Here is a 14,681-nt window from a genome sequence, read left to right as displayed (position 1 = left end):
GTCGGAGACGTTCAAGGTTCATCCGAAGGTGGATCCATCGAAAGATCTCGCGCAACCGAGAAGTAATCAGGATGTAAGTGGCACCCATCATGATCGGACGAGCGCCGGCACGCAGTGATGGGGAAGAGGGCGAGATGAACGCTACCGACCGGCCCACCGTTTCCACGGGGTCGGCGCCATCGCCGTTGTGGCTGCCGATGACCTCGATGGGCATGTTCGAACGGGGCGGGACCACCTTCGTCTCCGGTGACGGGGTCCGGGTGAGCGACTCGGAGGGGCGGAGCTATCTGTCCGCGACCGCCGGCCTGTGGAACGTCATCTGCGGCTGGAACCACCCGGTGATCATCGACGCCATCACCGACCAGTTGCGACGCCTGTCCTACGGGACCCTTTTCCGATTCGACCACGATGTCGCGCGCGAGCTCGCCGGACGGCTGCTGACGATCGCCCCCGGTCACTTCGAACGGGTGTACTTCTCCACCTCGGGGTCGGCCGCCAACGAGGCCGCGGTCAAAATCCTGCGCCGCTATCGGAGCATCATCGGAGAAACCGAACGGCGTTTGGTCGTGTCCTTCGACACCCATTCCTGGCATGGCACCGGAATCGGTTCCATGGCTCTCACCGGTGAGGACGTCGACCAAGAGGCCTACGGGGTCGATCGGCGGTGGCATCGGAAGCTGCCGTTCCCCGAGACCTTCGCCGCCGAACGGGGGCTGGGCCCCGACGAACGGACCTGTCGCGAGGCCCTCGCCGAGCTGGAACGTACCGAGGGCGACCGGGTCGCCGCGGTCATCGTCGAACCGATCCTCTGCTCCGGCGGGGTTCTCATGCCTCCGGAGGGGTTCCTGAAGGAGGTGGCCGAGGCCACCGCCCGCATGGGGGCCCATCTGATCGTCGACGAGGTCGCGACCGGCTTCGGGCGGACCGGTTCGATGTTCGCGATCGAACGCACCGGGATCCGTCCCGACGTGGTCACCATGTCGAAGGGGATCACCGGCGGCTACCTCCCGCTCGCCGCCACCCTCTTCCCGTCGGAGGTCTATCGGGCCTACGAGGAGGCGGGCGCCTACCTGTCGCACGGGGAGACCCAGTCCGGCAACCCGGCCGCCTGCGCCGCCGCCCTGGCCACGTTGGAGGTCATGGAACGGGAGAGGCTGGTGGAGCGGTCCGCCGAGGCCGGGGCCCGCTTGCGACGACACCTCGACTCCCTGCTCGACCTGGAGATCGTCGGGGAGGTCCGCGGCGAGGGTCTGGCGCTGGCCGTGGAGCTGGTGCGGGACTCGGAGAGCCGGGCGCCGCTCTCACCGATGGACGTCGGCATGATCGCCCACCTGTGTCAGCGGAACGGCCTCCTGGTGCATCCGAGCCGGCGTTCCCTTCTGTTGTTCCCACCTCTGACCGTCACCGACGACGAGGTGGACGAGATCGCGACCCGATTGGGCCAGGCGTTGAGGGCGGTGCGGACACGATGACCACGACCGACGGCGGAGCCGACCCCAACCCCCACTGGTGGGTCCCCACCCGTGTCGTCTTCGGCGCGGGCCGGGTGAACGACGTGCCCTTGGAGATCGAACGGATCGGCCGCCCCTTGGCGGTCGTCGTGGACGAGCACGCGCTGGAGGCCGTGCCCGCGCTCGCGGCACTGGTGGAGCGTCTCTCCCCCGAGGTGCTCGTCCGTCGCGCCGCCACCACACCGACCCGCGGGGAGGCCGAACTCCTCTCGGGCCGCCTGCGCGAGGCCGGCGTCCGCGCGGTCTGCGCCATCGGCGGCGGAACCGTGCTGGACCTGGCCAAGGCGGCGGCCGCGGCCGTCATGCTGCCGAGGCTGCTCACCGGTTGGGAGCCCGGCGGCGGGTTCGTCCTCCCCGAACCCGCGCCCCGCCCCGGTCTGCCGGTGGTGGCGGTGCCGACCACCGCGGCGACCGGCAGCGAGGTCAACGCCAAGGCCAGTCTGGCCGACGGCCCCGATCGCCGGTTCCTGGTCCACTGGTCGCTCTTCCCCCGGGTGGCGGTGGTCGACCCGACGCTGCACACCTCTCTGCCGCCCGCGTTGACCGCCGAAGGGGCGGTCGAGACCCTCGCTCGGCTCCTGGTGCCGATGGTCTCGGACCCGCCCGTCTCGCCCCTGACGGACGAGGTGGCGATCGGCCAGATCAGGGCCGTGCTCCCCGCGGCGGAGCGGGCCGTCGCGGACGGCGACGATCTGGAGGCGCGCGGAACGATCGCGTTGGCCGCCTCCGTCAGCACCTTCACGGTGCACCAGATCGGACGCCACATGCACTCGTTCTGGGTCTGGTATCCGATCAACACCCTGACGGCGCTGGGTCTGCGCAAGGGTCCGGCCCTGGGGGTCCTGTTGACCCGTTGGGCGCGACTGGTCGTGGACGGCGACAAGCTCGCCGGGGACGCGGGGAGGCTGGCCGACCTGGGCGGTCGTGCGCTGGGCCTCGTGGGGTCGCCGACCCCGACCGAGGTCGCCGACGCCCTGGTGGAACTGTTGCGCGGTTGGGGCTTCCCGACCGACATCGAGGAGCTCGACCTGGACCTCGACGCCGACGAACTGACCGAACGGACGTGGCGGGCCTGGTCGGAGCCGCTGCGGCCGCGCACCCGGGCACAGGTCGCCGCCCTCTTCCGGGGAGCCTGATACGACGAACGTCGAAGGCCCGGCCGGACCTCTCGTCCGGCCGGGCCTTCGCGATTCCTACAGCGGCACCTCCAGGCCCGCGCCGACGTGGGCGGCCACCCCGATCGGGGCCACGCACATCGTCGAGGAGGCCGGCAGGTCCAACGCCTCCTCTATACCCGGACCGTCGTAGGCGCAGAGCGGGAAGGTGCCCAGGCCCCGGTCGGCCGCGACCAGGGCGCCCGCCTGCAACGACGCGCCGATGGCGACCGCGCCGACCCGGAAGGCCGCGGCCCCGTGTTCCCGTACCAGCGCGGGCAGGTCCAGGACCGGCACCACCACCCCGGCCAACGACAGGTTGAGCCGGTGTCCGGGAGCCCCCACCCGGGTGGCCACCCTCGGATCCTTGGGCGGGGCCAACAGGCAGCGTCCTCCCAACGGCGCCAGCACCGCGTCGACCGCCTCGGCCACCGGTTCCAGCGTCTCCGGGGACGGGGCCGGGGCCACGAACCCGCCGACCGGGCTACGGCGGCGCAGCATCGCCCGCGCGGGGTCGCCGGGCATGGTGATCTCGCCGAAGGCCAGTTCCTCGCCCGGCTCGGTCCGTCGGACCGCGCACAGGACGTCCTGCGGGTAGCGGTCGGGGACCGTCGGCACCCGAACCGGGGCGGGTTCGCTCGCCGGCGCCACCTCCTGAGAGGGGCCGACGGTGACGACGGCGAAGGCGGTCTCGGTCTCCTCCCCCAGCTCCAGGAGGTGCTCGATCTCGTCGTCGACGAACGCCAGACGCGGGGAGCACTCCCATCCGAGGGTCCGACCGGCGACCAGGAGCTGGGCCAGGGTGTGGCCGGTGTCGAGCAGGTGGAGCCGATGAGCGAACCTGCCGTAGCGTCCGGTGGTGCGTTCCAGGCGGGTCGTCAGCACGATCGTCAGGTCGGTGACCGGGCCGCCCAGGGCGCGGGCCAGACGCGGTCTCGGGTCCTCGGAGGTGACCTGGGTGAGGGCGTGGTGGACGGGGTTGTAGCGATGGGCCCCGGTCGGCAGCCCCGACCCTCCTCCCGAGAGCAGCCACAGGTCGACCGGGTAGGCCGCTCCCCCGCTGGCGACCAGCCGGAGCAGGGTGGTCATCACGTGCTGCTCGTCGAACCCCCATCCGGGCGCCCCGGTGGGAAGGAACGCCCGGGCCCCCGAGACGGTCAGGAAACGGTGTCGGGCCAGACCGTTGCCGGTGGCGAGCATGCGGGAGATCCGGTCGACCGGACCTTCGGGGTCCCGGACGGGCCGGGGCAGCGGATGTTCGGCGATCCCTGGACGGCCCGCCCGCGTCGGGTAGAGCTGGTAGGCCCCCGACACCTTCGGCAGTTCCCGGTCGGCCAGGTAGGCCGCCACGATCTCCCGATTCGTGTCGGTCGCGATCATGTCCTCGGCCGTGCTCATGACTGCCCTCCCACTAGATCCGTCGCGCCGGCGGCCACCATCGCCACGGCGTCGACCCCTCGGGCCTGTTCCACCGCGTCGGCGACCACGTGGCAGTACAGGAATCGGTCCACCGGGCGGACGCCGATCCGCGCCAGGTGCAGGTACAACAGGTTCAGCGCCACCCGATAGCGGAGGAACCACGAAGCCTCGCGAAGCGTGCGCTCGAAGTCTCCGGAGTCGCGCAGAGTCCGGTGGAAGGCGCTGTGCCGGGTCTGTTCCCCGGTGACGCCCTCGCCCGGACCGGCCGGGACGTCGAGGTCCAGACGGCCGTCGGCGAGCAGGGGGCCGGCCTCCTCGGCGGAGCGCACCAGTTCGCGACCGACGAGCTCGGTCACCTCGTCCAGCCGCGGCGGCGAGGTCTCGTCCGCGTGCGCCTCCACCCGACGCACCAGCGGCGCACGCAGACGCTCGGAGCGTTCGTCGAACAGGGCGCGGACCGCGGCCGGGTCCGGAGCGCCCATGATGTGGGCCTCGGCGTGCGAGCGGTAGGAGACGAAACCGCGCTCGATGTAGCCCCCCACCCGTCCGGCGATCACCAGCATCAGGTCCACGACGTGGGAGCTGAGCGCGGGCCCCTCTCCGACGGAGACGGTCAGCGCCGCCTCCGCGGTCCTCTGGGAGAACCCCTCGAACAGGGCCACCGCGTCGGGGGTGCCGAGGACGTGCAGTCGGGGGTCGTGCGCCTCCTCCTCGACGGTGTTGTCCGGCTGGAGCGGCTCCAAGGGTCCGTGCTCCCGCTCTCGGGCGGCCAGGAGGCGGTGGGGTTCGCGCAGCGCGTCGGGGTCGAGGATCGTGGTCGACGGGTGGGCCGCCAGGGCCGGCCTCAGATGACGGTCGGCGGCCGGTCGCACGATCCGTTCCCAGGTGGGTTCGTCGGCCTCCACCACGATCCGCAGGTGCGGTCCTCGTCGCCAGTGGCGTGCCCAGAACGCGGGCAGACCGGCCTCGGCGAGCTCGGCCAGCAGTGGCCGGACCCCGGCCCGCAGCAGGGGGGCGGGGTCCGGATCGTGATAGGCGACCCGGAGTCGTCGGGCGGCCGTCATGGCGACACCGATACGGGGTCGGCCAGGGCCAGCCTGAGGAGTTCCATCAAGAGTGCCTCTCGTTCCATGTGGACGCCGAGTCGGTTGTTGTGCATGTGCAACGCGGAGAGCGTCACCATCCCCCGATCGAGCCGTTCGATGTCGTAGGGCACGATGTCCTCGGGCGGGTGGAGCCCTCCCCGTTCCTCGAGGTCGGCGAGCCGCTCTTGGAGGTGTCGGCAGGCGGTCGACCACCGATCCTCTCCACCGGTCTCCGACGTGGCCATCGCGTGGTGGACGAGCCGTCGGACCTGGTCGCCCGACCGCTGCCAGGCCTGCTCGACGAGGGCCTGCCAATGGGGTCCGATCCGCTCCCCCATCCACCGACGGACCATGTGATCGACGAACCGTCCCGCCCACTCGGCGTCGCCGAGCGTGGCCAGCCCCCGCGCCATGCACCACACCGCGCGGGCGGTGGGGTCGGTCGGGGTCCCCACGTAGTCCAGGGCGTCCAGGCTCGACGCGGTGAAGAAGTCCTCCACATGCTCCATCGCCTCGGGACCGCCGTACATGCCGGTCTCCGGACGGTACGTCTCCCAGGTCAGGGTGTTGTCCGGGAGCAGTTCACCACCGCCCTCGTCCCCCGAGGTGCCGATCAGTTCGGCCAGCCTGGCGTAGTCGGCCGGGTCCGCGGCCACCTGTGAGGGGTTCCGTTCGACCAGCGTCGCGAAGCGGTTCCGGACCTCCTCGCGGGCCCGGGCGTGGTCGTCGGGGTCGGGCAGCCACAGACGGAGACGGACGTGCGGCCCACCGGTCCAGTAGCGGAGGAAGAACCAGCGCGGCGACCGATCCCCCAACGCCTCCACGGTGGGGGCGACCACCTCGGTGACCACCACGGACGGGTCCCGGTGGTAGTAGCAGTACGCGGTCAGCCAGCTCATGGGCGGTCCCCCGGCAGCTCGACGGCGTACTCCGCCACCCGGTCGGGACCGAACACGGCGGGCGCCGCCTCTTGGAACACCAACGTCTCCCGCCCCTTGGACATCCGTGACAGCTCCTCCACGCCCCACCACGAGCACAGGTCCAACGGGCGCGGCTTACGGTCCTTGGCCTTGGCCATGACCTGCTCCTCCGCCGACCCGCCCGGGTCGGCGGCCCGGGCGAAGACCACCTCCGGCAGTCCGAGTTCCTCGGCCCGTTCCCGTACCTCGAAGAACCGGTCGAAATCGTCGCCTCCGGCTCCGTCGAACTCCCGACACGGCACGATCCAGGTCCGACGCTCCAAGAGGACCCGACCCACCCGCAGTCGAGGCAGGATCGAGATCTCGGAGGGCTTCGGGTCCACGTACAGCTCCCTGGACCGTCCGACCAGGGCCCAGGCCTCCGACAGCGGCGTCGTCAGGTCCAACAGGAACCGCAGCGCCGGCGGAAGCCAGCAGCGGGCCATGGTGCCCCGGTGGATCAGCCGTACCGGCCGGTCCTCGACCCGCCACCACAGTGTCGGGAGCCCGCTGTCCGGGTTCACGCGGATCTCGAGGTCGGCGGGGCGCACCCGCCGTTCCGGAGGCAGTGTGGGGACGCAGCCCGGCCACTCCAGCTCGTGTGAGGCCAAGGGGGCCACCCGGTTGAGGGAGGAGCGGAACAGCCCCATCACCTCGACCCGCAGCGGACCCTCCCACGTCTCCTCCCGCGCCGGACGACCCACCCTGCGGCTCACCCGGGCCGCCGAGGCCCCGTGCCCCGGGGCGGCCGCGTTGAAGACCACGGTGCCGTCGGGCAGGGGTTGGAGGAAGAGCGTGGTGGGGTGGTCGTGGGGCAGCCACGGGGGCAGGTCGGAGAGCGACCGGTCGAGGGCCTCGGTGTCGGCGTGGACGGTGTCGCCGTCGTGGTCCTCGGGGAAGAGCACGTCGAGCAGGCCGGCCTGGATTCGACGCAGTTCCTCCACGCGAGGCAGCCCGGTCTCCCCCAGGTGGAAGGGGTTCTCACGCAACTCTCGAAGCTCTCCGCCGCCCCCGCCCGCGGCCATGGTGCCGCCCGGGGAGGCGACCGCCTCGCCCCAGGCCATCCAGGCCTCCACCGGTCCGACCGGGGTGCCCGCGCCGAACCGGCGTTCGATCAGGTCGGCCATGGCCAGCCGGCCCGGAAGGGCGCCGTCGAACACCGCCACCAACCGGCGGACGCGGTGCAGGTCCTCCTCCATCCCCTTCAGGTCCGGCGCCCGGGGCGGGGTGTTCCAGTCCGGAACGGCGTCCTCGTAGCAGAGGTACTTGCCGGGGATCAGTGTCGCGTCCCCGCCCGCCGCCGACAGAGCCCGTTCCGTGGCCGAACGCAGGAGCCCCAGGGACATCCACCGGCCCGTGGGTTCGTCGGCCTTCTCGACGTCGCGCACCGCCTCGGCGAGTCTCCGAACCGGGTCTCCGGCGGGCGACTCCAACCGGTCGGCGATGGCGGACGGACGATCCGAGATCTGGTCGGGCACGTCGAGGTCGGCTTGGAGCACACCGGCCGTGACCAACCGGTCCAGAGACGTCGAGGCCTCCTCCTCGCCCGCTCCGAACTCCCCGGTGAGCAGCTCGACGAGTTCGGTCGGTGCGGCGCCTCGGCCCGCCCTCTCGACGAGACGGAGCACCCAGGGCAGGGCGGGGACCCCGAGGAAGCGACCGTCCGGGTGCACGACGAGGAGCCGTTCTCCGGAGACGGTCAGCGTCGGGTTGGCGCGCAGGATCCTCGGCCCGTGCGCGGCCACCAGCAGACGTTCCAGCCGGGACTCGATCTCGGCGTTGAGTTCCAGATGCCGTGACAACCGGTCCGGCGCGGGGAGCCCGGATCCGAGGGACGACACCTCCGCGCTTTCTCCATCGACGGTCCCGCCGATGAGGCCCGCCGTGGTCAGGGTGGAGAAGGGGCTGGTCTTCAGCGCGGTGCGCAGGACGTACGAGAGGACCCGCCGCCGGGTATTGAGGTGCTCGGCGGCGTCCGGAGGTCCGGCGAGCCACGCCTCCACGTCCGGGAACAGCGCGTCGCTGGCCATCGCCAGGGCTCGTAGGAAGTCCTCGTCCCGCACCAGCGCGGCGAGACGGTGCGAGGCCTCCGTCCTCTCGGTCCGGAACGCCTCCTTCGCCCGCGTCAGGTCGCGTTCCCACCTCTCGTGGTCGGAGCGCAGCCGATCGAGGAGCTCTCGCCCCTCCTCCGTCAGTCGGGCGAGCGCGCCCTCCGACAACGGCAGGGGCGCCCGACCGTTGTGCACCGCCCGACGGCAGGCCAGGAGAGCCCGTCGGACATCACGGTCCTCACAGCCGCCGATCGCCGGATAGAGCAGGTCCGCCGCCCGATCGCCGCGGTCGCGCATCCCGCGCCGCAGCTCCCGAAGGTCGCGGAGGCGGCGCACGGTCTCGGGCAGCCGCCCGACCCGGGCGCTCTCACCGGGCAGCCCCGCGACACGTACCACCGTCATGGTCTCAACCTCGTCGCCAGATGCCAGGGCGCGTTGGGGCGCCCCAGCACCAGTAGGAACACCGGGATCTCCCGTTCACCGTCGAGCCCCAACAAGGAGGCGAACTCCTCGGCGTCGTAGCTGTTGGTGACACGGGCGGACAGTCCATGGGCCGCCGCGGCCAACGAGATCCGCTGCGTGACCACACCGGTCGACAACTGCGTGGCGCGGAACGCTCGTCCGGGGTGGTGCTCCAGCAGCCCTTCCGTGTACGCGGTGACCGCGACCAGCAACGGGGAGGTACGCGCGTTGATCTCCGTCCGCCAGACGTTCATCGCCTGTAGACGGGACCGCAGGTCATCCCTCCCCACCGGCCGCAGCGCCCCGTCCACGAGCCGGTAGTGCCCCCGCGGCAGATCGTCCACGGCGCCGACGAGGGCGTGGACCCCGACCTCGGGCGGCGCGGTCTCGTGCCACAGGTCGTCTCCGAGCGGCCGGACCGCGTCGAGCAGGAGGTCGGAGACGGTCCCCAACGGCAGCGGCTCCGCCGTCGGAAGGAAGACGTCGGGCCCGGAGTCACGACGGACCACGGCCGTGGCCGTGTCCATGGCGCTCTCACCGCGTACGGGCGCCAACGGCACGTCGAACGCGGTCGCCTCCGCGGGCTCCGGCTTCCCCGGCCGGACGCGCGCGTCCGGCCGGACCGGGGCCAGCTCCTCCGGGTCCCGCAGCCACGAGGCGCGTTCGACCGCCAGCATCCGCGCGCTCAGCACCGGGTCGATCCCGGAACCGCCCGCGACCGGGACCACGATCCGCTCCGGCGGCGGTGACGGGACCGGAGCCGGACGGTACCCGGGCTCCTTCGGGGCCTCGAAGGCGTCCCACAGCGGAAGTACCGCCAGGACCGACTCGGAGTCGTCGTCGGGAAGGGCCAGCAGTCGGGCGACCTCCTCGTCGAGGAAACGCGTCCGCATCTGACCGCGCATTCCCAGGGCCGAGGCGACGACCAGCAGGTTGCCGGCGACCAGACCGGCCTCCTGGGCCGCCAGACGGTAGGAGTAGTTCCGGTAGCGAAAGGCCGTCTTCCCGAGTCGCGCGGTGACGACGAGGACGTTCCTCGCGCCGTCGAAGTCCGCGGCGGCGGCCGCCGCCAACTCCTTCGCCCCGACGTCGTCGCGCAGTTCGGAGAGCTCGTGATGGGCCGGATCGTAACGGTGGACCCCCTCGGGGGCGTCCGCCGACCACAAGGCGAGTTCGACCGGGTAGAAGCAGCGCGCGGAGGCCACCGTCCGGTGCCACGGCCACTCCACCTGAGGTCCGGCGTCCATGCGGGAGAAGCCGTACCCGTAGAACAGCAGGGCGCTCAGCCGTTCCGGGTCCGGCCCGCCCGGGGCGCCCGACGCGGGTCGGGTCGCCCCGGAGGGCTCGTATTCGTCGCGCAGCGCGGCCCCGAGCGGCCCCAGTCGGTGACGCGGCCTGGCGGGAAGCGCGTACCTGCGTCGCGGCACGGCCGGGCGGGTGAACAGCGGGGGGCGGTCCGGATCGTCGAGCCCGCCCTGCCCCTCCGCGTGGATCTCCTGCCATCGGTAGTGCACGTCGTACAGGTACTTCCGCACCAGAGCCGCGTCCTCGGCCGCCGACCCGGGTGTCGCCGTGTTCGGGTCGGTATCGGTCATGGGAACGGGTGCGGGTCGGGGTTGACGTCGTCGTAGCCGGCCGCGGCCGCCGCCTTGTAGGCGCGGTCGAGCCCGCGGACCCGCCGGAACCTGTGCCCGAAGGTCATCGGCAGCATCCCCGGCACGATCACCTTCACGCAGGACAGTCCGCCCGCCCTGTGCTCGGGCGTCGTCTGGTCGACGACGATCACTTCGAGCCCGTGCTCCGCCAACAGGTCGACCGTGCTCTGGAGGAGCGCCCTCAGGTCGGTCGGTTCACCCGTGGTCAGCGCCGGGTGCGGTTCGGACAGTCCCCGCTCGGAGCCCTCATAGAGGAAGGCGAGCCGGTCCTGCGCCTCCGGGCGGCCGTACAGCTGGCTGTGGTGCAGCATCGACGTGCACAGCTCGCTGTCCTCGACCATCCGTCGGGCGTACTCCTGTGTCTCCTCGTCCTCGTCCTCGTGCTGGGCGATGATCGGGGCGAGTTCGAGCAGACCCGCGCTCACGGCCGACTCCATGTCGAAGTGGGAGGCGGAGGCGCACAGGAACCGGGCCCGCCCCTCGCGCTCGCCCTCGTCGACGACACCGATCCAGACGCTGGGGATGCCGTGTTCGGTGGTGGTGTCCCAGGCGTGCACGGTGTAGCCGGTCTGCCTCTCGATCCGCTCCAGCAGGAGCGGCATCGTGGAGGTCTTCGCGGTGCTCAGGTCGAGTTTGGCCGGGGATCTGCGCGAGTACCAGGTCATCAGGAACGCGTCCCGTTCGATGACCTCCATCAGCCCGTGCAGGATCGCCTCCGGCATCGAGCCGCCGACCGCGCAGCCGTTCGACACCTCATAGAGGTAGCGGGGCAGGTTCGGGCGCACCAGCCTGGTGCGGTAGTAGGCGTAGGTCTCCGGGACCAGGACCGGGGCGTCCTTGGTGAGGGACCTCGCCCACACCCAGTCGACCTCGGACTCCTCGGTCCACCTCCGGCACGGGAAGCCGGGCTCGTCGTAACGGTGCTCGTCGTGGAGCCCCAGACGCCGCAGGTCGATCGCCTCGGGAAGGTCCGCGAAGGTCCCCTTCACCACGCTGCGGTGCCCGGAGGCGCTCATCCCGCCCCAGCGTTCGACCGCCTCGGCGACCGCGGCGGTCCCCGACTCCCGGTAGGACGGGGTGCGTCCGATGCCCTGTTCGACGTCGGTCGAGTTGCGCAGGCCGAGCGGGGCGGACATGTTCGGGAACACCCCGCGCCCGTACTTGAACAGGGTGCGTACCAGACCCATGTCGCGGTCGACGTAGGTGGGCAGGAACGAGTCGTCGTCGACCAGGGACCTGGTCCGCAGCGAGCCCGGAGAGTGCGCCACGGACTCGGTCGGCCGCAGTGTCTCGGTGTCCTCGGGGTTGTCGTCGGTGAGGGAACCGCACGTCGCGCACATCGGGTCCGGGAGGAGCCGGGCCCGGCGGGCCCCGATACCGATCAGCCGCACCACCATCACCGGCAGCACGTCCTCGGCCGACCGGTCCAGTTCGACCAACTTGACGGCGAGGTCGGCGGCGACGCCGGCGTGCGCGGAGGTCAGCGCCGGCGGCCGCCAGGTCCGGAGAAGATCCGGGTACCGTTCGTCGATCTCCGCCATGGGCTCGGGGAACTCCCGGGCCAGGACCAGCCGCGACTCGAGGCAGTCCGGGCAGCCCGGACGTCCCGGACGGATCACCGGGCCGATGAACAGTCGGTCGCGGCGTGCGAGCACCGGCAGTACCGGCCCGTCGGTCTCGGGGATCTCCGGCAGTTCGCCGGCCTCCCCGACCACCACGGTGTACTCCGGCGGCACGGTCGCGCGCATCGCCTCGGCCAGGATTCCGGCGCCGATCACGGTCGGCCCTTCGAGCTGTGTTCCGGTCACAGTTCCACCACCCTGATCAGGTACGGCGTGGCCGTGCGCAGGATCGGCTCGCCGTCGAGCTCGACGACCCCGAGTCGCGTTCCTCGGGAGGCCAGCAGCTTCACCGCGTCCTCGGTCGTGAGCACGGGTCCGGTCGACGTGTCCGTCGAGCCCTCCGGTTCGGGGACGGTCTCCGGCATCGGGGGCATCGTGATCGGGTCATGGCCGCACTGCGCGACGAGGGTGGCCCGTTCCAGGGCCGTGGCCAGCGCACCCGCCGTGTCGAGGCCGCAGGCACGGGCCAGCGGTTCCTCTCCGGCGACGACCAGCACCGTGGGAAGTTCGGCGTCGAGCCGGAACGCCCGCACCGTCTCCCGCGTGAGCGATTCCAGTCGACGCACCTGCTCGCCGAGCGCCTCGGGGACGCCCTCCAGGTCGATCGTCGGCGCGCTCGACGGCTCGGGGACCGCCCGCTCCGCGGCGAGGTCCAGTACCGCGGCGGTCAGAGCGCTCTCCCGGTCCAGGGCGGCCCCGATCCCGGGGACGCGAGGGGCTTTGATCCCCACCGGTTCGACGTTCGATCCCGTCTCACCGCCGAGGATGTCCAGGGCCGGTCCCCGGGAGGGGTGGGAGGCGGCCAGGCGGCCGAGGGCGGCCAACGTGGCGTCGTGCCGCGCGTCGATGAGGGAGTCGGCGACACCGAGCGCCTGGGAGACCTCACCGTCCCGCGCCAGGCTCGCGACCGCCACGCGCAACGGAAGCTGGGTATGGTGCTCCTCGATCTCCAACAGCGGGCCGGTGAACCGGTCGAACAGGGGGGCCGCGGCCAGGGAGAAGGCCTCGCTCTCGATCGAGGCGGGCCACTCCATCGGATCCGTCTTCGCGACGCGGCCGACCGGCAGCACACGCGAGGTCTCCGACTCCAGGGTCTCCAGGTCGATGCGTTCGAGCTCGTCGGCCACGGGCTCCGGGTAGGCCCCGGTCACCAGGCGGAACGCCGCGAAAAGGGCCGTGTTGGCGGGGACACCCGTGGCGGGGCCGATCATCCAGGCCGAGGGGCCGACCGGCAGGACACCGGTGTCGGTCCAGCGGGCCTTCGCGTCGGCCCAGGTCGACGAACCGCCCGGGTTCGGACCCACCCACGCCACGTCCTCGGAGACGAGGACGGGGAGCAGAGGCGCCGTGCAGGCCTCGGCCACCGTGTCGATCAGCTCCGGATCCTCGGTCAACGCGACCACGAAGTCGGCGGCGGCGACGGCGGAGGAGAGTTCGGAGGCGGGGGTCTCCACCAGTTCTCGCTCGGAGTCCTCCTCACGCAACGCCCGCACGTCGTCGGCCCGGCCGGAGCGGGCCTCGGCGTCGTCGGACGGGTCGACGACCTCGACCCGGCGGCAGCCCAGCTCCCAGGCGGCGCGCGCGGCGGCGTCGGCGAGCGGCGCGCTTCCGACGATCACCAGGCGGGTACCGCGCCAGCGTTCGAAGCGGGCCGGCCCCGAGTCGCAACGGAAGTCGACATAGGCGATCTCCGCCTGGTAGCGCTCCAGCTCCTCGTCGGTCAGACCGTGCGGCCGGTCGTCACCGACGTCGCGCACGAAACCGTTGCTCTCCAGCAACGAGACCAGGTCCCCGACCATCTTCCGGTGGGCCGGCCGCAACCCCGAGGTCAGTTCGTCGAGCGTCGCGGTCCCGTCCAGGCTCGGAGCGAGCCGTTCCACCCAGTCGTAGATCGACCCTCCGCGCAGCGTCACCGACCGCGCGCTGTCGATGATGAAGGCCCCGTCTCGCGTTGGTACGTAGTAGACATCCGGCCGAAGCTTCGGTCGCATCCGAGCCCTCTCCCTCACTCTTGTCAGATGGGCTCCGGAACGTGTCCGCCGCTCCGGAGCCCTCACGCCGGGTCAGCTGCAGCAGCAGCACGGGCAGCAGCTACAGCAGCTGCAGCAACCTCCCCCGCCCGAGGCGCCGATCTCCATCATGGCCAGCGTGGAACCGAGCGACTCGATACCACCGGGCTGGTTGGCGCCGAACCCGAGGACACCCTCGTCGGTGGTGCTGAACTCCTCGACCGGCAGATCTCCGAGACTGTTGGACAGGTGGGTCTCGATCGACATGAGAACCTCTTCCCTCCCACGTGCGTTGCACGTCGGAACCGGGGAAACATGGGTGTCGCCATCATCGCCGGAGCCACTTACACCCCACCTACAGGGCACTTGCACCTTGTGAGCGCCTTCTTCGAATTCCTCCCGACCTCGCGGACAACGTTCCGAGGAGGGGGTCGAAAGACGACGTCGGCGGGCCGACCGGGCTCACACCCGACCGACCCGCCGACCGCACCGCCGAGACCCGCGAGAGGCCTCGAAGGCGCCGTTCTAGCTGCAGCAGCAGCACGGGCAGCAGCTACAGCAGCTACAGCACTCGCCGCCGCCCGAGGCGCCGATCTCCATCATGGCCAGCGTGGAACCGAGCGACTCGATACCACCGGGCTGGTTGACACCGAAGCCGACGACGCCCTCGCTACTGGTGCTGAACTCCTCCACCGGCAGATCTCCGAGACTGCCGGAGAGGGGGCCGGTCTCGATCGACATGAGAACCTCTTCC

11 protein-coding genes are annotated in these 14,681 nt (G+C 71.6%); 2 read left to right on the top strand and 9 right to left on the bottom strand.

From position 1 onward, the window contains the following. The first annotated feature begins 134 nt into the window (after positions 1–134). Together D451_RS0118385 and D451_RS0118380 are read left to right on the top strand one after the other, a co-directional pair. Positions 135–1,472, top strand: coding sequence for an aminotransferase family protein (locus tag D451_RS0118385; protein ID WP_234305806.1), 1,338 nt, complete (start codon positions 135–137; stop codon positions 1,470–1,472). Beyond that, positions 1,469–2,647 (top strand): iron-containing alcohol dehydrogenase, encoded by a 1,179-nt coding sequence (locus tag D451_RS0118380; protein ID WP_017535515.1) that lies wholly within the window; start codon positions 1,469–1,471, stop codon positions 2,645–2,647. The genes D451_RS0118385 and D451_RS0118380 overlap by 4 nt, the downstream gene beginning before the upstream one ends. Positions 2,648–2,704: 57 nt before the next feature. Here D451_RS0118380 and D451_RS0118375 read toward each other — a convergent pair whose 3' ends face one another. The 9 genes from D451_RS0118375 to D451_RS0118335 all read right to left on the bottom strand — a co-directional run bounded on the left by D451_RS0118375 (position 2,705) and on the right by D451_RS0118335 (position 14,668). Continuing rightward, the gene (locus D451_RS0118375) at positions 2,705–4,063 is read right to left on the bottom strand and encodes a SagB/ThcOx family dehydrogenase (RefSeq protein WP_014913393.1); all 1,359 of its coding nucleotides are present in this window, start codon (positions 4,061–4,063) and stop codon (positions 2,705–2,707) included. Further along, positions 4,060–5,148, bottom strand: coding sequence for a thiopeptide maturation pyridine synthase (locus D451_RS0118370; RefSeq protein ID WP_017535514.1), 1,089 nt, complete (start codon positions 5,146–5,148; stop codon positions 4,060–4,062). The genes D451_RS0118375 and D451_RS0118370 overlap by 4 nt, the downstream gene beginning before the upstream one ends. Continuing rightward, entirely contained in the window at positions 5,145–6,068 is a 924-nt protein-coding gene (locus D451_RS0118365) for a thiopeptide-type bacteriocin biosynthesis protein (RefSeq protein ID WP_017535513.1), read from the bottom strand. Before D451_RS0118365 ends, D451_RS0118370 begins: the two co-directional genes overlap by 4 nt. Further along, positions 6,065–8,581 (bottom strand): lantibiotic dehydratase, encoded by a 2,517-nt coding sequence (locus D451_RS0118360; RefSeq protein ID WP_017535512.1) that lies wholly within the window; start codon positions 8,579–8,581, stop codon positions 6,065–6,067. The genes D451_RS0118365 and D451_RS0118360 overlap by 4 nt, the downstream gene beginning before the upstream one ends. Next, positions 8,578–10,236, bottom strand: a complete 1,659-nt coding sequence (locus tag D451_RS0118355) for a nitroreductase family protein (protein WP_017535511.1) — start codon at positions 10,234–10,236, stop codon at positions 8,578–8,580. Before D451_RS0118355 ends, D451_RS0118360 begins: the two co-directional genes overlap by 4 nt. Then, on the bottom strand, positions 10,233–12,104 hold the full coding sequence (locus D451_RS0118350) for a TOMM precursor leader peptide-binding protein (protein ID WP_017535510.1): 1,872 nt from the start codon (positions 12,102–12,104) through the stop codon (positions 10,233–10,235). Before D451_RS0118350 ends, D451_RS0118355 begins: the two co-directional genes overlap by 4 nt. After that, positions 12,101–13,909, bottom strand: coding sequence for an NAD(P)-dependent oxidoreductase (locus D451_RS0118345; protein ID WP_017535509.1), 1,809 nt, complete (start codon positions 13,907–13,909; stop codon positions 12,101–12,103). Before D451_RS0118345 ends, D451_RS0118350 begins: the two co-directional genes overlap by 4 nt. A 72-nt stretch (positions 13,910–13,981) precedes the next feature. Next, a complete protein-coding gene (locus D451_RS0118340; protein ID WP_014909974.1) occupies positions 13,982–14,194 on the bottom strand; it encodes a hypothetical protein in 213 nt (70 codons plus the stop codon). 258 nt (positions 14,195–14,452) lie between these two features. Further along, entirely contained in the window at positions 14,453–14,668 is a 216-nt protein-coding gene (locus D451_RS0118335; protein WP_017535508.1) for a hypothetical protein, read from the bottom strand. Positions 14,669–14,681: the final 13 nt, after the last annotated feature.

Origin of the sequence: Nocardiopsis alba DSM 43377 (assembly GCF_000341225.1) — a bacterium.
Classification (GTDB): Bacteria; Actinomycetota; Actinomycetes; order Streptosporangiales; family Streptosporangiaceae; genus Nocardiopsis; species Nocardiopsis alba.
Note: the sequence above shows the minus strand (reverse complement) of the source record. Positions and strands in the feature narration are given on the sequence as shown.